At 48.8% G+C, this 18,542-nt stretch carries 14 protein-coding genes; 13 read left to right on the top strand and 1 reads right to left on the bottom strand.

Annotated elements, in window-relative coordinates; translation table 11 throughout:
• Nucleotides 1–319 precede the first annotated feature (319 nt).
• Nucleotides 320–790, bottom strand: coding sequence for a DUF6386 family protein (locus AR543_RS22600; protein WP_060536510.1), 471 nt, complete (start codon nucleotides 788–790; stop codon nucleotides 320–322).
• Between the two features lie 378 nt (nucleotides 791–1,168).
• On the opposite strand from AR543_RS22600, the gene argC reads away from it, so the two are divergent.
• From argC to AR543_RS22535, 13 genes are all read left to right on the top strand, one after another.
• Nucleotides 1,169–2,221 carry an N-acetyl-gamma-glutamyl-phosphate reductase gene (argC, locus tag AR543_RS22595; RefSeq protein WP_060536509.1) on the top strand — a complete coding sequence of 351 codons (1,053 nt, stop codon included), beginning with the start codon at nucleotides 1,169–1,171 and terminating at the stop codon, nucleotides 2,219–2,221.
• A gap of 104 nt (nucleotides 2,222–2,325) precedes the next feature.
• Nucleotides 2,326–3,552: a bifunctional glutamate N-acetyltransferase/amino-acid acetyltransferase ArgJ gene (gene argJ / locus AR543_RS22590; protein ID WP_060536508.1), complete on the top strand. Its 1,227-nt coding sequence runs from the start codon at nucleotides 2,326–2,328 to the stop codon at nucleotides 3,550–3,552.
• Nucleotides 3,553–3,573: 21 nt separating this feature from the next.
• Nucleotides 3,574–4,395: an acetylglutamate kinase gene (argB, locus tag AR543_RS22585; protein WP_060536507.1), complete on the top strand. Its 822-nt coding sequence runs from the start codon at nucleotides 3,574–3,576 to the stop codon at nucleotides 4,393–4,395.
• Between the two features lie 95 nt (nucleotides 4,396–4,490).
• On the top strand, nucleotides 4,491–5,732 hold the full coding sequence (locus tag AR543_RS22580; RefSeq protein WP_060536506.1) for an acetylornithine transaminase: 1,242 nt from the start codon (nucleotides 4,491–4,493) through the stop codon (nucleotides 5,730–5,732).
• Between the two features lie 42 nt (nucleotides 5,733–5,774).
• A complete protein-coding gene (gene argF, locus AR543_RS22575; protein WP_060536505.1) occupies nucleotides 5,775–6,740 on the top strand; it encodes an ornithine carbamoyltransferase in 966 nt (321 codons plus the stop codon).
• Between the two features lie 192 nt (nucleotides 6,741–6,932).
• A complete protein-coding gene (locus AR543_RS22570) occupies nucleotides 6,933–8,186 on the top strand; it encodes an argininosuccinate synthase (RefSeq protein ID WP_046227694.1) in 1,254 nt (417 codons plus the stop codon).
• Nucleotides 8,187–8,194: 8 nt separating this feature from the next.
• Nucleotides 8,195–9,598 carry an argininosuccinate lyase gene (gene argH, locus AR543_RS22565; RefSeq protein ID WP_060536504.1) on the top strand — a complete coding sequence of 468 codons (1,404 nt, stop codon included), beginning with the start codon at nucleotides 8,195–8,197 and terminating at the stop codon, nucleotides 9,596–9,598.
• Between the two features lie 697 nt (nucleotides 9,599–10,295).
• Nucleotides 10,296–11,723 carry a glucuronate isomerase gene (gene uxaC, locus AR543_RS22560; protein WP_060536503.1) on the top strand — a complete coding sequence of 476 codons (1,428 nt, stop codon included), beginning with the start codon at nucleotides 10,296–10,298 and terminating at the stop codon, nucleotides 11,721–11,723.
• Between the two features lie 122 nt (nucleotides 11,724–11,845).
• Nucleotides 11,846–13,237, top strand: a complete 1,392-nt coding sequence (locus AR543_RS22555) for an MFS transporter (protein ID WP_060536502.1) — start codon at nucleotides 11,846–11,848, stop codon at nucleotides 13,235–13,237.
• Nucleotides 13,238–13,431: 194 nt separating this feature from the next.
• Entirely contained in the window at nucleotides 13,432–14,439 is a 1,008-nt protein-coding gene (locus AR543_RS22550; protein ID WP_060536501.1) for a LacI family DNA-binding transcriptional regulator, read from the top strand.
• Between the two features lie 302 nt (nucleotides 14,440–14,741).
• Entirely contained in the window at nucleotides 14,742–16,211 is a 1,470-nt protein-coding gene (locus AR543_RS22545; protein WP_227871800.1) for a tagaturonate reductase, read from the top strand.
• 32 nt (nucleotides 16,212–16,243) lie between these two features.
• Nucleotides 16,244–17,734 carry a UxaA family hydrolase gene (locus AR543_RS22540; protein WP_060536499.1) on the top strand — a complete coding sequence of 497 codons (1,491 nt, stop codon included), beginning with the start codon at nucleotides 16,244–16,246 and terminating at the stop codon, nucleotides 17,732–17,734.
• A gap of 288 nt (nucleotides 17,735–18,022) precedes the next feature.
• Complete coding sequence (locus AR543_RS22535) at nucleotides 18,023–18,409, top strand: membrane lipoprotein lipid attachment site-containing protein (protein ID WP_060536498.1); 387 nt, start codon at nucleotides 18,023–18,025, stop codon at nucleotides 18,407–18,409.
• Nucleotides 18,410–18,542 lie beyond the last annotated feature (133 nt).

Genomic DNA, 18,542 nt, shown 5'->3' with positions numbered 1-18,542 from the left:
AGACAAGAATAAACGGTCCAGAAGAGTATGATGTACAGTGCAGGTTACAATGAACAGGACAAATGAAATACAGGCTGAAAAGCAGTTATTTCAACGAAATACAAATAAAGATTCCATGATTGTGGCAGCGATGTAAGATGATTAGCTGTTGGAATGAAAATAAAGCGTACAGACCGGTCGTGCATAATCGGTTTGTACGCTTTTTCAATATATTTCGTGCAGAATAAGTAAAGTGAAAGAATCAACCATAGTTATATACATAATAGGATGAATATAAGATCTACATGATGCAGAATTTTGGGATGATCGACTGCTATATTTAATCGAGCCGAATAGAATCTCTCCGTGAGTTATGATGTTCTCTGGCCGGGATAAACGATATCTGTATCTTGTATTCATTGAGATGAACAGAAAGCTCATAATTGCCGGGAGGCAGCGTGATAATTTGTCCGGATACAAAAGTCGGATCATCCGGCTGCAAATTTCCTCCAGTGATATCTTCCCCGGCACCGATAAATATTTGTCCGGATGGAACATGTAGATGACAGCGCACCTGTGTATCTGCTAGATGCGGAACAAGCTGAACGTCATAGGTACCGTCTGCAGGTAGATGACATACAATTATATTCCCCTGATTTAGTTCGCCGAGTTCGTCTTCCGGGATCGTCCACCAGTCGGGTGTATCCGTGATCCGGTGGTGAATCGCCTGCATATCGAATATTGCCAGAGCTGCTGTATCGGTTGAAAAAGAAAAAGAGGTATTTGTATCCGGTCTTTCGAATGTATTCATAAGGAACTCCTTCCACGATATGGATTGGATAATAATCAGGATCGAAATGAATTAAATAACAGTATGAATTGAATAAATCCATGAACATAAAGTGTTGATAAGTGACAGACAAAATGTAAAAAAGTATTCGACTGATGTTGAAGCGATGAATAAAGCAGCATTTATCTTTTATCTAAAGAATAATGTTCTACATGGGTAACAGTGAGCGATCTAAAGTAAGAAGGTAACATAATCTGTATAGTACTTCTGCTATTTTATCTGCTAGAGGTACTTATATGCAATGAAGGTTGTATTTATATTACATCGGATGTATAATAATACACATCTTATATTCGGAAATGCAAAGGCCAGGAAGATGGCGAACAGGGGGAAACAAGAGTGAATCCAGTTAAAACAAGAGTAGCTATTGTAGGTTCCACCGGTTACGGCGGGGTGGAGCTGATTCGTTTTTTGCATCAACATCCGGAAGTGGAGATTACTTCGGTCATATCGGCTTCAAGCAGCGGCAAGCCGATGTCGGCGCAGTTTCCTCATTTGATCGGTGTTATGGATATGGAGCTGGATGGAGTAGATGCAGCGAAGACCGCGCAAAAGGCGGATATTGTATTCCTGGCAACACCATCGGGCGTGAGCAGCAAGCTGGTTCCTCAGTATCTGGAAGCAGGCTTGAAGGTGATCGATCTGTCCGGCGATTATCGGATCAAAGACAGCAGCACCTACGAAGAGTGGTACAAACACGATGCACCGGATGCAGCTTCCCTGGAAGAAGCGGTATATGGATTGTGTGAGCTCAAAGGAAATGACGTACAGGGGAAACGCCTGATTTCCAATCCGGGCTGCTACCCAACGGCAACACTGCTGGGACTGCTGCCGGGTGTGGAAGCAGGATGGCTGGCGACGGACAGCATTATTATTGATGCCAAATCGGGAGTATCCGGTGCTGGACGCGGTACCAGCCTGACATCGCATTATGCAGAGATGAATGAGAATTTCAAAGCCTACAAAGTCAACAAGCATCAACATATCCCCGAGATTGAACAGGTACTGGGCGCCGCAGCCGGCAAGCCGGTAACGGTCACTTTTACCACCCATCTCGTACCGATGACACGGGGCATTATGAGCACCATGTATGGATCGACAGCAGGCAATCATTCCGAAGAAGAATGGATAGAGCTGTATCGTGAATATTACCGGGATCGTCCTTTTGTACGAATCCGTAAGCAGGGACAGTGGCCTTCAACCAAAGAAGTAGCAGGTTCCAACTATTGCGATATCGGCTTTGCACTGGATGCACGTACCGGTCGAATCACCATTATTGCGGTTATCGACAATCTGGTCAAAGGAGCAGCCGGTCAGGCGATTCAAAATATGAACCGTATGATGGGCTGGGCAGAACATACCGGATTGAACATGCTTCCGGTCTATCCGTAACCTTTTACCATCTGTCCAATCTGTTGACGTTTTGCAATATGCATATTCACTGCATGACAATATACAGCATATATAGTGCCTACGGGAAAGCGAGAGGAGTTATCATGTCACAATCATTGTTTGAGCCGGTTCCAAGCGGAACGATTGTTACTCCGCAGGGATTTCAGGCAGCAGGGCTGCATTGCGGACTAAAAAAAACAGAGCGTAATGATCTGGGTGTGATTGTATGCAGTGTACCGGCAGCAGCGGCTGCGGTGTATACGACCAATCTGTTCCAGGCAGCGCCGCTTCAGGTTACTCGTCAGAGTCTGGTCAATGGAACGCTGCGCGCCGTAGTGGTGAATAGCGGCAATGCCAACGCCTGTACCGGACAGCAGGGCGAGCAGGATGCCTATACGATGCGTGCACAGACCGCAAGCCAGCTCGGACTGGCGGAAGATGAGGTGGCGGTAGCTTCGACCGGCGTTATTGGTGAACTGCTAAAAATGGACTGCGTCACTGCAGGTATTGCGCAGCTGCCAGTGGCAATCGGCAATCAGCCGGAACATGCAGAGGAATTCTGTCAGGCGATTCTGACAACCGATCTGGTCAAAAAGGAAATATGCGTCGCTGTACAGGTGAACGGTCAACAGGTACATATTGCAGGAGCGGCCAAGGGATCGGGTATGATTCATCCGAATATGGCCACTATGCTGGCATTTATGACAACCGACGCGGTGATCTCGGGAGAGCATCTGCAGCAGCTGCTGCGGGAGACAACCGATCAGACATTTAACATGATTACGGTAGATGGTGATACCAGTACCAATGACATGCTGGTAGCGATGGCAAGTGGACTGGCCGAGCATGAGGCATTGACGCCGGGGCATCCGGATTGGAAAGCTTTTGCAGCAGGATTCCGGCATGTATGCGAACATCTGGCCAAATCGATAGCAAGAGATGGCGAAGGCGCGACCAAGCTGGTGGAAGTGGTTGTAAACGGCGCTATCAGTGATCTGTCTGCGCGTGCGATTGCCAAAACCGTGATTGGATCCAGCCTGGTCAAATCCGCGATGTTCGGAGCAGACGCCAACTGGGGACGGATCATTGCAGCTGTCGGTCGCGCCGGTGAACCGGTAAACGTGGATACAGTAAACATTCGCCTCGGCGATATCGTAGTACTGACCGGCTCCAGACCGGTACCATTTGATGAAGAAGCGGCACTGAAGTATCTACAGGGCGATACCGTACAAATCGTCGTGGATCTGCATTATGGCGAAGGACAGGCGCTCGCATGGGGCTGTGATCTGACATATGATTACGTCCGCATCAATGCAGCCTACCGCACTTAACTAGAACAGGGGGACTTCATTATGACTGAAATTGCAGCCGATCGTACCTTTGTGATGAAGTGCGGTGGAAGTACGCTGGCGGCCCTGCCCGCCTCCTTTTTTGAAGACCTGAAACATATTCAGGAATCGGGGATTACGCCTGTCATCGTACACGGGGGCGGCCCTGCCATATCGGATAATCTGACCCGGCTGGGCATTGAAACCGAATTTGTCGGCGGACTGCGCAAGACGACCGAGCAGGTGCTGGATGTGGTGGAAATGGTACTGTCCGGCAGCATCAACAAGCAGATTGTCCGCCGCATTCAAGGCAGTCATGCTAAAGCAATCGGGATATCGGGTGTAGATGGCGGACTGATTCAGGCACGACCGGTAAGCAACTCGGCAGAAGTCGGTCTGGTCGGCGACGTCACTTATGTAGAAGCCTCGATTATTCGTGCGATTGTCCAGCTGGGTTATATTCCGGTTATTGCACCGGTCGGCGCCGATGCTGTTGGACAGCGATATAATATCAATGCCGATACGGCAGCCGGAGCGGTCGCTTCGCATCTGGGTGTACCGCGAATGATCGTCGTCACCGATGTGCCGGGAATTATGCGCACGGTAGACGGCGAGAAACAGGTATTGCCGCGTGTAACGATCAGCGAGATCGACGAGATGATTGCTACCGGTGAAATCTATGGCGGCATGATCCCCAAGGTGAAAGCAGCCATTGCCTGTATCCAGGGAGACGTACAACAGGTCATTATTGTGGATGGCAGTGAACCGCAGATACTGAGTCGTGTACTTCGCGGCGATGCCGTAGGTACCCGTATCGTTCGTAATGAATCGATAATCAGCCAATGATTCCTAGAGCACAAAATCTGTATTAACTAAGATGTCTTTCAGTAAAAACAAGATTTCTACAGCACCAACTACCAATTCAGAGGAGCGTGACCCGTATGGCTAATCTGGCAAATAACCAGCAGCAATCACAACCGAACAAGGAAAGTGCATTATTCCCGACGTATGCACGATACCCGCTTGCTTTTGCAAAAGGACAAGGCAGCTACCTGTGGGATGTGAATGGCAAAAAGTATCTGGACTTTATGTGCGGACTGGCTGTAACCAATCTGGGTCATGCTCCGGCAGCAGTAGCCGACAAGCTCAAGCAGCAGCTCGACGAGCTGTGGCATACCTCGAATTTGTTCCAGATCCCGAATCAGGAAAAAGCAGCGCAGCTGCTGACTTCCATGACTTCCGGCGATGCCGTATTTTTTTGCAACAGCGGGGCCGAAGCCAATGAAGCAGCGATCAAGCTGGCACGCAAGTATCAGCAAAAGGTAAAGGGCGCAGATCGCTACGAAATTATTACCTTTACCCAATCATTCCATGGACGTACGCTGGCTACTCTGACAGCGACTGGACAGGACAAGGTCAAAGAAGGATTCCATCCTCTGCCGGCCGGTTTCGTTACGGTAGCGCTGAATGATCTGGAAGCACTCCAGTCAGCGATTGGACCGCATACGGCAGCAGTGATGCTGGAGATGATCCAGGCGGAAGGCGGCGTGTATCCGGCTGAAACGGAATATGTACAGGCAGTAGCAGAGCTGTGCAAGCAGCATGGACTGCTGCTCATTATCGATGAGATTCAGACGGGTATGGGGCGGACAGGGAAACTGCTCTCTTTTGAACATTACGGCATTGAGCCGGATATTTTCACACTGGCCAAGGGACTGGCGAGCGGATTCCCGGTCGGCGCGATGGTCGGCAAAGATTATCTCAAAGAAGCCTTTACAGCAGGCAGTCATGGCTCTACCTTTGGTGGTACACCACTGGCAACTGCAGCAGTGATTGCAACGCTGGAGACGATGCAGGAACAAAACGTGATCGAGCATGCCGCCCAGATGGGCGACTATCTGATGCAGCAGCTGCATGACAAGCTGTCGGGTCATTCTTTTGTCAAAGAAATTCGCGGCAAGGGTCTGATGATCGGGATGGAATGTGCAGCACCGGTGAACGAATTGATTATGGCCGGACAGGAAAAAGGGCTGCTGTTCGTCAATGCAGGACCTAACGTAATTCGTCTGCTGCCGAATCTGCTGATCACCGAGCAGGAAATTGATCAGGCAGTCCAGATCTTGAGTGAGATTATTCATGAATATGCTCCGGTAGTCAGTGCTTCCGGACCGAGCGGCGTATAGATAGCAGGACAGGCGACCATATCCGACAAGGGGGAAAACAGTATGGCAGATGCAGCACAGCAGAATCAACTGGAACTCAGTCATTTCAAAGGCAAGGATTTTGTGGAACTCAGCGATTATACAGCGGAAGAAATCAACTTTCTGATCGAACTGGCGATTGAGCTGAAGCGTAAGCAAAAAGCAGGAGAAGTCTACCGTCCGCTGGAAGGTAAAACAGTAGGTCTGATTTTTGAAAAGTCCTCGACACGTACACGGGTTTCTTTTGAAGTGGGAACCTATCAGCTGGGTGGACATGCCCTGTTCCTCAGCAAAAACGATATCCAGATGGGACGCGGCGAGACGATTGCCGATACAGCACGCGTCATGTCACGTTATCTGGATGGCATCATGATCCGTACATTCGGTCATGAAAATGTAACCGAACTGGCGAAATATGCAGACATCCCGGTGATTAACGGGCTGAGCGATCTGGGACACCCTTGTCAGGTGCTGGCAGACTTCCAGACGATCGTGGAGCAGAAGGGCAAGCTGAAAGGGCTCAAATTAGCCTACATCGGCGATGGCAACAATATGGCGCATTCCCTGATGATTGGCGGCGCACGGGTCGGCCTGGACGTGTATGTAGCGAGCCCGGAAGGGTATGAGCCTGATCCTGCTGTGATCAAGCAGTGCGAGCAGCTGGCAGCCGAGAGCGGAGCGACGGTCAAAGTCGTACGCGATCCGCAGGAAGCAGTGCAGGATGCAGATGTGATTTATACCGATGTATGGGCCAGCATGGGCTTTGAGGAAGAGCAGAAGATCCGTGAGCAGGCATTTGCCGACTATCAGGTAAATGAAGCACTCGTTAGCCATGCCAAGCCGGATTATATATTCCTGCACTGTCTGCCGGCCCACCGCGGCGAAGAAGTAAGCGCAGGTGTGATTGATGGACCGAACAGTGTTATTTTCGATGAAGCAGAGAATCGTCTGCATGCACAGAAAGCTATCATGGCTGCGCTGATCGGTTAAGATCTGCAGAAATAGCAAAATAACAAGCGATCTATTGGGATAGTGCATGACAGATATACAAGAAAGCCGAACCTATCAGCCATTGCTATTCTACAGAGTGTAGCTACGATCCATAGAAGCCCCATGAAATAAAGAGTATGACCAAAAGCAGCAACCAATACAAAGCGAATCAGTAACTGGAGGAACCTACTTATGGCTAAAGATAAAATTGTACTCGCCTATTCCGGCGGTCTGGATACATCGATCATTCTGAAGTGGCTCAAAGAAACGTATGACGCCGAAATTATTACCTTTACTGCCGATATCGGACAAGCGGACGAACTGGACGGTCTGGAAGAAAAAGCACTTGCTACCGGCGCCTCCAAAGTCTATATCGATGATCTGCGTGCTGAATTTGCCGAAGATTTCATTTATCCCATGTTCCAGGCAGGCGCACTATATGAAGGACAATATCTGCTCGGCACGAGTATTGCGCGTCCGTTGATCGCCAAGCGTATGGTCGAGATCGCCCGTGCCGAGGGAGCAATCGCTATTGCTCACGGCGCGACGGGTAAAGGAAACGACCAGGTACGCTTCGAATTGAATGCTGCTGCACTCGCACCGGAGATTCAGGTAATCGCTCCATGGCGTCTGGAGAAATTCCGTGAGGACTTCCCGGGACGTGCCGAGATGATCGCTTATGCGGAGTCCCACGGTATTCCGGTAACGGCATCGGCTGCCAAGCCATACTCTACCGACCGTAACCTGCTGCATATCAGCTATGAGAGCGGCGTACTGGAAGATCCGGACTTTGACGCAAGTGCAGAGAGCAACAAAGATATGTTCGTACTCAGCGTATCGCCGGAGGATGCACCGGATCAGCCGGAAATGCTGGAACTGCAATTTGAAAAAGGAAACTGTATCGCTCTGAACGGTCAATCCATGACACCGCTGGAAGTGATGGAGAAGCTCAATGAGCTGGGCGGCAAGCATGGTATCGGCCGCGTCGATATGGTCGAGAATCGCTTTGTCGGTATGAAGAGCCGCGGCGTATACGAGACACCGGGCGGCACGATCCTGTTCACCGCTCACCGCAAAATGGAGTCCCTGACGATGGACCGCGAAGTAATGAGTCTGCGCGACTCGCTGATTACCCGTTATGCGAATCTGGTCTACAATGGATTCTGGTTCGCACCGGAGCGCCTGGCACTTCAGGCACTGGTAACCGAGAGCCAGAAGAACATCACCGGTACCGTCAAAGTCAAACTGTACAAAGGCAATATCATCGCGGCAGGACTGAGCAGTCCGGTCAGCCTGTACAACCCGGATATCGCTACAATGGAAGCCGATCCGACCAATGCCTATGATCAGGGCGATGCGGCAGGATTTATCCAGCTGAACGCACTGCGTCTCAAGGTAAATGCAGGTGTACAGCAGGCAGCAGCACAAGCCAAACAGGGAGTGTGACCAACAGCATGAGCAAACTATGGGGCGGACGTTTTACCAAACAAACCAACCATCTGGTGGAGGAATATACAGCCTCTATCCATTTCGATAAAGCACTTGCAGAAGAAGATATCCAGGGCAGTCTCGCTCATGTCACCATGCTGGGCAAATGCGGCATCGTACCTGCAGAAGATGTAGAGACGATCAAAGCCGGTCTGAATAAAGTATTATCCAAGATCCAGGCGGGTGAAGTACAATTCTCCGTCTCGGATGAAGATATCCATATGAATATTGAAAAGCATCTGATCGAGGAAGTCGGCGCTGTCGGCGGCAAGCTGCATACCGGACGTAGCCGTAACGATCAGGTCGCGACCGATATGCATCTGTATCTGCGCAAGCGGGTCGTCGAGCTGATCGGGCTGCTGCATGCACTGCAGGAATCCCTGATTACCCAGGCCAAAAGCAATATGGACACCATCGTGCCGGGCTATACGCATCTGCAGCGTGCCCAGCCGATCCTGTTCCCTCATCATCTGATGGCATATGTATCCATGTTCGAACGGGATATTGACCGTCTCAAGGACAGCTACAAGCGTATTAACGTACTGCCGCTCGGAGCAGGTGCGCTCGCAGGGACGACCTTCCCGATCGATCGTCATTTCGTAGCCGAACAGCTCGGATTCGATGCTGTGTATGAAAACAGTCTGGATGCGGTCAGCGATCGCGACTTTATCGTCGAGTTCCTGTCCGGTGCCTCGCTGATCATGACGCATTTGTCCCGTTTGAGCGAAGAGTTGGTGCTGTGGAGCAGTACCGAGTTCAACTTTGTCGAATTGGATGATGCATTCTGCACGGGCAGCAGCATTATGCCACAGAAGAAAAATCCGGATGTTGCCGAGCTGGTACGCGGCAAAACCGGACGGGTATATGGCAATCTGATCGGTCTGCTGACCGTACTCAAATCCCTGCCGCTTGCTTACAACAAAGATATGCAGGAAGACAAAGAAGGCATGTTCGATACGGTAGCGACGCTGGAAGGCGCCCTGCAGCTGTTCGCACCGATGATCGCGACGATGAAGGTCAATACCGGCCGGATGCGCGAAGCGGTCAACAAGGACTTTTCCAATGCGACCGATATTGCGGATTTCCTCGTGGGTAAAGGTCTGCCTTTCCGTCAGGCGCATGAAGTTATCGGTAAAACGGTGCTGTATTGCATCCAGGAAGGCAAGTATCTGCTTGATCTGACACTGGACGAGTTCCAGAACTTCTCTCCGCTGTTTGACGATACGATCTATCAGGTACTGCAGCCGGAGACGGTCGTGAATGCCCGTAACGTATATGGCGGTACAGCAACCGTACAGGTGGAGCAGGCTATCGAACGTGCTGGAGGCAAACTACAGCATACAGTACAGTGGCTGGAGCAGCATACCTGATCGCATACTGGACGGGTATCGATAGATGGCTGAATCGGCCGGAAAATAATGGCGTTTGTATAGAAATGAAAATAGGATGGATCAGGCAGGAAAGCAAATGTGTATCCTGTCAGGTCCATCCTAAATAGTACATTTGAGAAGCAGCAGTCTGTATAAGACTGCTGCTTTTTGGCTTACAGATCATCTTGTGCCGATAGAAGCAGGAAACCGATTATATGCAAAAAGTCATATTGAACAGCCAAATAATAAGAACGTTATATGACTTCTCTGAGGAATAATAACAGTCCGGATGCTAATTATATTGATTATACAGACCCTAATAGAACCAAACTGGGCAAGCAGTCAGCTATATCATTACTATAATTAACGGGAAGAAGAAAGAAAAAGAACGCCCCTAAAACAAAATCCAGCTCCAGCAAAATAATGTAATGAAAAGAAACAATAATGAAAGCATATCCGTACAGGAAATGTAACGCTCTCCAAATGATAGATCGTGATCCACGAATTTTATCTGTGATATCTGTTACAGTAACAGTGTATACATTTTCAAATAACTGTAACAAGAAAAAACAGGAAATTGTATTGCGTATTCGTCAAAAACAGCTACAATGAAGTTGTAAATGTTAACGTTAACAATTTGAATTCAGACAGACGATCATGTGAAGTACCAGCATACATTGCGAAGGGAATGACGAACATGGCTAAAACGTTTTTGGATGAGAATTTTTTGTTAAACAGTGAAACTGCGATTCAACTGTATCATGGTACAGCCAAAGAAATGCCTATTATTGACTATCATTGCCATCTAAGCCCACAGGAGATTTTTGAAAATAAAACGTTCAAAAATATAACCGAAGCCTGGCTATACGGCGATCACTACAAATGGCGGGTCATGCGCGCCAATGGGATTGAGGAACGCTATATTACCGGAGAAGCCGAAGATTATGACAAATTTCTGGCCTGGGCACGTACAGTACCGCAGCTGATCGGCAACCCGCTGTATCACTGGACCCATCTGGAATTGCAGCGTTTCTTTGGCGTATATGAACTGCTGAATGAACACTCTGCTCCGGCGATCTGGGAAAAGGTGAACAAACAGCTGCAGGGACCGGGCTTTGGCGCACGTGATCTGATCACCAAATCCAAAGTGACTGTCGTGTGCACTACAGATGATCCTGTCGATTCGCTGGAGTACCACGCTCAAATTCGCGAAATCAGCGGATTCGAGACAGCTGTGCTGCCAAGCTTCCGTCCGGATAAGGCACTGGAAGTCAACCGCGCGACTTTCAAGCCATGGCTGGAGAAACTGAGCGTAGTACATGGTTCCGACATACGCAGCTATGATGAATTCCTCGCTGCTCTGGAGAAAAGAGTACGCTTCTTCCATGAAGCCGGCGGACGCGTCTCTGACCATGCGATCGACAAAGTCATGTACGCGGATACGACAAAAGAAGAAGCTAGCGAGATTTTCACCCGACTGCTGGAACAGGGACAGGTCAGTCCGGAAGAAGAAGCCAAGCATAAGAGCTATACGCTGGTCTTCCTGAGCAGCCTGTATGCGGAATTGGGCTGGGCGATGCAGCTGCATATTCATGCCTTGCGCAACAACAATTCAGTTGCTTTTGCCAAGTTGGGACCGGATACCGGATATGATTCTATCAATGACGGGGTAATTGCCCAGCCGCTTGTCTCCCTGCTGGATGCGATGGAGAATGCCGGCGGATTGCCGAAAACAATTCTGTATTCCCTGAATCCGAATGATTATCACGTACTGGCTAGTGCAGCAGGCAGCTTCCAGGGTGGAGGCATTCCAGGCAAAATCCAGTTCGGTACTTCATGGTGGTACAACGATCATCGTGATGGCATCCGCGAGCAGATGCGCATTCTCGGTAACCTGGGTGTACTGTCCCGCTTTGTCGGTATGCTGACCGATTCCCGCAGCTTCCTGTCGTATACCCGGCATGAATATTTCCGTCGTCTGCTGTGCGATCTGCTGGGCAGCTGGGTGGAGAGCGGCGAAGCGCCGAATGATCCACAGCTGCTGAGCAGCCTGGTAGAGGGAATCTGTTACAACAATGCCGAGCAGTATTTCAACTTTCCTGCAGTAGTCAGCAGCCGCTCTTAATTTAGAAAGCCGGACATTTCTTGCCGGATGCCAGCATATCCGCTGGTATCCGGGCAGAATCCGGTACGTCTTATTTAATAATGTGAAATATTTCACTAAATCAATTGAAGGAAGTGTTACAGATGGGAGCAACAGCATTAAAGCCTGTACATGTCGAGGAACAGGCAGCGACAACGAAGATCAGCCTCAAGGAAAAAATATCCTATGGCATGGGCGACTTTGGAAACGGATTCATGTTCGACCTGGGGCAGCTGTATTTGTTGAAATTCTTCACAGACGTTGCTGGCATACCGGCGATTGCAGCCGGTGGTATCTTTGCAGCGAGCAAACTGTTTGCGGCATTCTGTGACCCGATTGTCGGCTCCAGTATTGATTATCGCAAAAATATCGGACCTCGCGGCAAATTCAGACCTTATCTGATTATGGGCAGTATCGCGCTGGCGATTCTGACGATCCTGACCTTTATTTCGCCTAATCTGTCGACCTCTGGCAAGCTGATCTATGCGTATGCTTCCTATATGATCTGGGGCATCGGCTATTCCTTTGTCAATATTCCTTATGGTTCACTCGGAGCAGCGATTACGCAGGATACAGTGGAACGAGCCTCGCTGTCTTCTTTCCGACAGGCCGGTTCGCTGGGAGCATTGTTCGTAACGAGTGTTATCGTTATGCCGATTATCGTGCATTTTGCCAATCCCAAAGTCGGCTATCCTGTCGTCATGGGGATTATGTCGCTGATTGGGGTAATCGCTTTCTTCTTCTGTTATAAAGGAACCCGTGAACGGGTGGTCAATCAGTCACCACCGAGAGAAAAATTAACGCCTTGGCTGATCATCAAAACATTTATCAGCAACAAACCGCTGCTGGTACTGGTACTGATGACCGTATTTACCATTTCGGCTTACAATATCAAGTCGGCGATGCTGGTGTACTTTGCCCAGTATAATCTGGGTAACGTGGAATTGATGGCATACATGAACTTTATTATTATCGGTTCTTCCTTTATCGGGGTGCTGTTCCTGCCCAAGCTGGTCAAAAAGTTCGGTAAACGCAATACTGCAATGATCGGTCTTGGAGTGAGCGTAATTGCGGATACGATCAACTTTCTGGCACCATCCAATGTAGTTCTGTTCACGATTCTTGCGAGTATTGCTTTTATCGGGATCAGTATTCCGAACGGGATCACCTGGGCATTTGTATCGGATATTATCGATTACGGGGAGTGGGAATCCGGTGAGCGCAAAGACGGTATTACCTACTCGCTGTTCAACTTCTCCCGCAAACTGGCCCAATCGCTGGCAGGTACTTTGTCCGGTATCGGACTCGGACTGGTTGGTTATATTCCGAATGTCGCACAAAGCGCAGGTACGCTGCTCGGGATCAAAGGTCTGCTCTGTCTGTATCCGGCGATCGCACTCGCTATTGCCATGCTGATTATCGGATTCATGTACAAACTTACCGACAGCAAGCACGAAGAGATCGTTGCCGAGCTGAAGCTGCGCAATCAGCAGTAGAGCATCATACCAGCCATTTATAATGCAGCGAGAAAAAGCATAGCGCAGCAGGGCAGTTCTTATTATGGTCAATATGCATAGTATGGTATTCTTAGGGGAAAGCAGACGACAGTTAAGCGTCTGATCTGTCCGGTATCGTCATTACAGGATGCGGCCGGATCGATACTCAAGTTACGGAAAAGGAAGGTATGCATATGGCGGCTACGATCAAGGACATTGCCAGACTCGCCAATGTCTCTCATACAACAGTATCTCGTGCACTCAATAACAGCCCGCTGATCAAGGAAGTAACCAAGCGCAAAATTATGGAAATCGCGCGTGAAGTGAACTATATTCCCAACTACAATGCCAAAAGTCTCGTACTGCAGCGTTCCCATACGATTGGACTGTTTTTTACAAGTATTTCAACCGGTACAAGCAGCAGCTTTTTTGCAGCGACGATCCGGGGAGTGAACTCGGTGGTCGGCATCGGCTACAATTTGTTCGTACGCGGGATCGATGATTACGAGGATTTCTCTACGATTCACCGTAAGCGGTTCGATGGCATTATTTTGATGAGTCAGAGTGACGCGGACAACGAGTTTATCGAGCATGTGCTGGAGCAGAATATTCCGCTGGTTGTGCTGAATCGGCTGATTCCGGGAGGAGACTTTGTCAATATCGTCTCCAATGACCGGGAAGGTTCCCGTGAAGCCGGACGATATCTGATCGAGCAGGGTCATGAGCGGATCGCTATTATTGAAGGTATCAAAGGATTCAAGTCCACCGAGCAGCGCCGGGCAGGATTCCTCGAAGCCATCGAACAGAGCGGCAAAACGGTTCCGCAGGAGTACCGGATCGCCGGCGATTATACGACCGAGAGTGGTCACCAGGCGATGCGTCAGCTATTGCAGCTGCCGACACCGCCAACAGCCGTATTCTGTTCCAATGATGATATGGCTATCGGAGCGATGAATGCTGCCTATGCACTGGGGTACAACGTGCCGGAAGATGTGTCGGTTATCGGATTCGATGATATCAATTTTGCCCGTTATACGAATCCGGCACTGACTACCGTCAAGCGGCCGATTGAACAGATCAGCGCACATGGCGCCGAGAAAATCATGGAACGGATCGAAGAAGATGCCAACCGGGAAGAATTGATATTTCTGGAGACTCAGCTGATCGAGCGGCAGTCCGCGGCCGTTCGATCCGGCAGCTAACCCGGCGAGCAGAATTCTGCTATATCCCCGGTTCATGGAAAGCAGCTACAGCAGTGCATTCGCTGCTTACCACTTTCTATGAACCGGGGGAAAGCAGCGAATTTCTTTTCTTCAAAAGTGTGATTTAATTCATTTTGTTAACGTGTGCATAAATTTAGAATAAAAGTATGAATAGACGGCTTGTTGAATCTGTATCTGCTCTGATCCTCCTCGATTCTGGCAGTCTCATCCGAGATTCGGCAAGCCTTGCTTTTTATAAGGAATCCATGTGGACAATGAATCAATTAACGGAGGCGATAATTATGCAACGACTGAATCGGAATAATCATCCGGCAGAGCGATATCCGGAGAAAGTACTGCAATTTGGAGAAGGCAACTTTTTACGGGCTTTTGCAGACTGGCAGATTGATCAGATGAACCGCAAAGCGGATTTTAACGGAGGCGTAGTCATTGTACAGCCGCTGGCAAATGGAATGGCAGAGCAGCTGAATGAGCAGGATGGGCTGTATACCGTTTATCTGGAAGGCATACAAAATGGACAGGCGCTGCAGGAGCATCAGGTGATGGAATGTGTCACACGGGGCATTGATCCGTATGCCCGTTATGAAGTGTACGAAGAGCTGGCGTATCAACCGGAACTGCGTTTTATCGTCTCCAACACGACGGAGGCTGGTATCGCTTTTCAGCCGGAAGATCGACTGGAAGATCGTCCGCAGAGAAGCTATCCCGGCAAGCTGACTGCGCTGCTATATCGCCGTTATCTTCATTTCGGTGGGGATCGTTCCAAAGGGTTCATCATCATACCGTGTGAGCTGATTGATCGCAATGGTGAAGTACTAAAAGATATCGTGCTTCAGTACAGCAAGTTATGGGGACTGGAGAGCGAGTTCGTCAGCTGGCTGGAAGAAGCCAATACATTCTGCTGCAGTCTAGTAGACCGGATCGTACCGGGTTATCCCAAGCAGCGTATGCCGCACATTACCGCAGAACTCGGTTATGAGGATTCCTTTGTCGTAGTAGGTGAACCATTTCACTTGTGGGTAATCGAAGGACCTGCCTGGATTGCACAGGAATTCCCGGCTGAAGCGGCGGGACTGCAGGTGAAGGTCGTCGAAGATATGGCCCCTTATCGGACGCGCAAAGTGCGTATTCTGAACGGCGCACACACAGCGCTTACGCCGGTAGCGTATCTGTATGGGCTGGAGACGGTAGGACAGGCTGTAGAGGATGAACTGGTAGGCAGCTTTGTCCGTGAGCTGATTGATGAAGAGATTATTCCGACACTGGATCTGCCTGCCGAAGAACTGACTGCTTTTGCTGCAGCGGTGCTGGAACGATTCCGCAATCCGTATGTAGAGCATTATGTAATGAGCATCGCCCTGAATTCTATTTCCAAATTCAAAACACGGGATCTGCCTACACTGACTGCTTTTGTAGAGGAACAGGGTAGACTGCCGGAAAGACTGACCTTCTCCCTGGCAGCCCTGATCGCCTTTTACCGTGGAGAACGTGAAGGTGAGCCGATTCAACTGGCAGATAACAGTGCTGTTCTGGATTACTTCCGCCAGATCTGGTCACAATATCAGGATACCGCAGAAGATATGAAGCAGCTGGTAAGCAGTGTATTCGGACAGACTTCCTTTTGGGGGATGAATCTGAACGAAATACCGGGGCTGACCGAGCAGACCAGTCGCTATCTGTACCAGATCCGGACAGAAGGTATCCGCCAGGCGCTGCGTGAGCTGATGACCCATGGCACATTGGCCGTCTAAATGCATATCCAAACAACAGGGAGGCTGTTACCGTGCTTGAGATGATACAGATTAATGAACAGGATAATGTGGTGGTGGCTCTGCGCGATTACCGTCGTGGCGAGACCATTCCGGCAGGGGAGCGTCAGATTGTCCTGCAGGAAGATGTAGCCCGCGGACACAAAATTGCAATCGAGACGATCGAACCCGATCACAATATTATTAAATACGGTTATCCGATCGGTCATGCTCTGCAGCGCATTCCGGCAGGCAGCCATGTGCATACACATAATGCTAAAACCAACCTGACCGGTGTGGAGGAATATCGGTATGAACCGCGTACGTTTTCGATTCCCTATCATTTGGAAAATCGTACTTTTCAGGGCTACCGCCGGGCGAATGGAGAAGTGGGCATCCGTAATGAGCTGTGGATTGTGCCGACAGTAGGCTGTGTTAATGGGATTGCCGAGATGATCCTCAAACAGTTCCAGGCAGAACTGGACGAGCTGGCTCCTTTTGAAAATGCGCTTGTACTCAAGCACAGCTACGGCTGTTCCCAGCTGGGTGACGATCATCTGCATACCCAGACCATTCTGGCCGATGCAGTCAGACATCCGAATGCCGGCGGCGTACTTGTACTCGGTCTGGGCTGCGAGAATAATATAATGGAAGACTTCAAAAAGGCGATTGGTGATTATGATGAGTCGAGAGTCAAGTTTCTTGTCTCCCAGATCGTATCGGATGAAGTAGAAGCAGGTGTGGAGCTGCTTCGGCAAATTTATCAGAGTGCTTCGCAAGACAGACGTGAAGAGATTCCACTGTCCGAACTCCGAATCGGTCTGAAATGCGGCGGCTCCGATGGATTATCCGGTATTACCGCGAATCCGCTACTCGGCAAACTGTCGGATTATATGGCAGCCCAGGGCGGAACAACGGTACTGACCGAAGTGCCCGAAATGTTCGGCGCCGAGAAGATTCTGATGGAGCGTGCAGCCGATGAACAGGTATTCGGCAAAATCGTGCATCTGATTAATGACTTCAAACAGTACTTTCTCGATTACAAACAACCTGTATATGAGAATCCATCGCCAGGCAACAAAGCCGGCGGAATCACTACGCTGGAAGACAAGTCGCTCGGCTGTACACAGAAATCCGGTATGTCTACTGTACAGGATGTGCTGCAGTACGGAGAACGGCTGCAAAAGCGCGGGCTCAATCTGCTCAGTGCGCCGGGGAATGATCTGGTCGCTTCCTCGGCACTCGGAGCTGCGGGATGCCAGCTGGTGATTTTCACGACAGGCAGAGGCACACCATTTGGTTCGTTTGTGCCTACGATGAAGGTGTCCACCAATTCGCCGCTGTACGCCAACAAGCCGCACTGGATTGATTACAATGCAGGGGTGCTGGTAGAAGAGACGACAATGGAAGACTGTCTGGCTGATTTTATCGATTACATTATCGAGGTAGCCAGCGGACGCTGGGTAAATAACGAGAAGAATAACTTCCGCGAGATTGCCATTTTCAAAAATGGGGTTACTTTGTAGGGTGTTGGTAAAAGAAGCATAATAATGATAAGACCTTGATCCTTCTATAATAAGAAGATCATGGTCTTTTTATTATCTAATAATGATCCAAAGGGCAACATGAATGTTCTTGGTCAATTTCTGAGTTTTATTTAAGTATTTAATGTAGGCAATCTAGGCAAAATAGGATTCGAGAAAAATGTGGTGATAAATCAGCACCGTAGACTAGTGTTATCAACAATTATAGTTATACTGTAAATGCAAAAGCTCAATAATAATTTTAACTAGTTATTCATCAAAGGGGGATCCATGCGTAAAATTTTCGTTTTTTTAATACTTGTTGTATTACTTACAGGTTGCGGTGCAAATAACCGTGAAAAAGCTATCGGGCATTTACTAAGTAGCCAAAAGAAGAGTGAAGAGATTTCAATAATTGTTTTCAGCAAGAAGTCTCTAGAAGAATCATTTATTAGGGATTTACAAACTAATGTCGACTACATTAATAATCATATCCGAATTGAGGATCCTATAGTAAATGTATCCTTGATCAATATAAAAGATGATCAGACTTATAATTACGAAAAAATCTTTGGCCTTCAGCGAGATCCACAGATTATTCTTTTCCAAAACAACGATGTGCTGTTGGAACCTGATAAGCCGGAAGACATACGTCAATATTTCGAAAAACAAAAATAGTAAGAAAAAAAATCAAAAAAAGAGACGCTTTCTCTAGAGAGCGTCTCTTTTTCTGTGGAAATTGAGAATGAAGATTAGTATCTAAATATATTTTATGACCGATGGGTCATTTTATTAAAATTGTGTTAATATC

Origin of the sequence: Paenibacillus bovis, from assembly GCF_001421015.2 — a bacterium.
GTDB lineage: Bacteria > Bacillota > Bacilli > Paenibacillales > Paenibacillaceae > Saccharibacillus > Saccharibacillus bovis.
This window is presented reverse-complemented; position numbering and strand designations above follow the sequence as displayed.

Bases quoted from the DNA above. Each gene is read 5' to 3' on its own strand.
- uxaC (WP_060536503.1), top strand. From the start codon at position 10,296: ATGGCTAAAACGTTTTTGGATGAGAATTTTTTGTTAAACAGTGAAACT.
- AR543_RS22535 (WP_060536498.1), top strand. From the start codon at position 18,023: ATGCGTAAAATTTTCGTTTTTTTAATACTTGTTGTATTACTTACAGGT.
- argB (WP_060536507.1), top strand. From the start codon at position 3,574: ATGACTGAAATTGCAGCCGATCGTACCTTTGTGATGAAGTGCGGTGGA.
- AR543_RS22580 (WP_060536506.1), top strand. From the start codon at position 4,491: ATGGCTAATCTGGCAAATAACCAGCAGCAATCACAACCGAACAAGGAA.
- AR543_RS22550 (WP_060536501.1), top strand. From the start codon at position 13,432: ATGGCGGCTACGATCAAGGACATTGCCAGACTCGCCAATGTCTCTCAT.
- AR543_RS22600 (WP_060536510.1), bottom strand. From the start codon at position 790: ATGAATACATTCGAAAGACCGGATACAAATACCTCTTTTTCTTTTTCA.
- argH (WP_060536504.1), top strand. From the start codon at position 8,195: ATGAGCAAACTATGGGGCGGACGTTTTACCAAACAAACCAACCATCTG.
- argJ (WP_060536508.1), top strand. From the start codon at position 2,326: ATGTCACAATCATTGTTTGAGCCGGTTCCAAGCGGAACGATTGTTACT.
- AR543_RS22570 (WP_046227694.1), top strand. From the start codon at position 6,933: ATGGCTAAAGATAAAATTGTACTCGCCTATTCCGGCGGTCTGGATACA.
- argF (WP_060536505.1), top strand. From the start codon at position 5,775: ATGGCAGATGCAGCACAGCAGAATCAACTGGAACTCAGTCATTTCAAA.
- AR543_RS22545 (WP_227871800.1), top strand. From the start codon at position 14,742: ATGCAACGACTGAATCGGAATAATCATCCGGCAGAGCGATATCCGGAG.
- AR543_RS22555 (WP_060536502.1), top strand. From the start codon at position 11,846: ATGGGAGCAACAGCATTAAAGCCTGTACATGTCGAGGAACAGGCAGCG.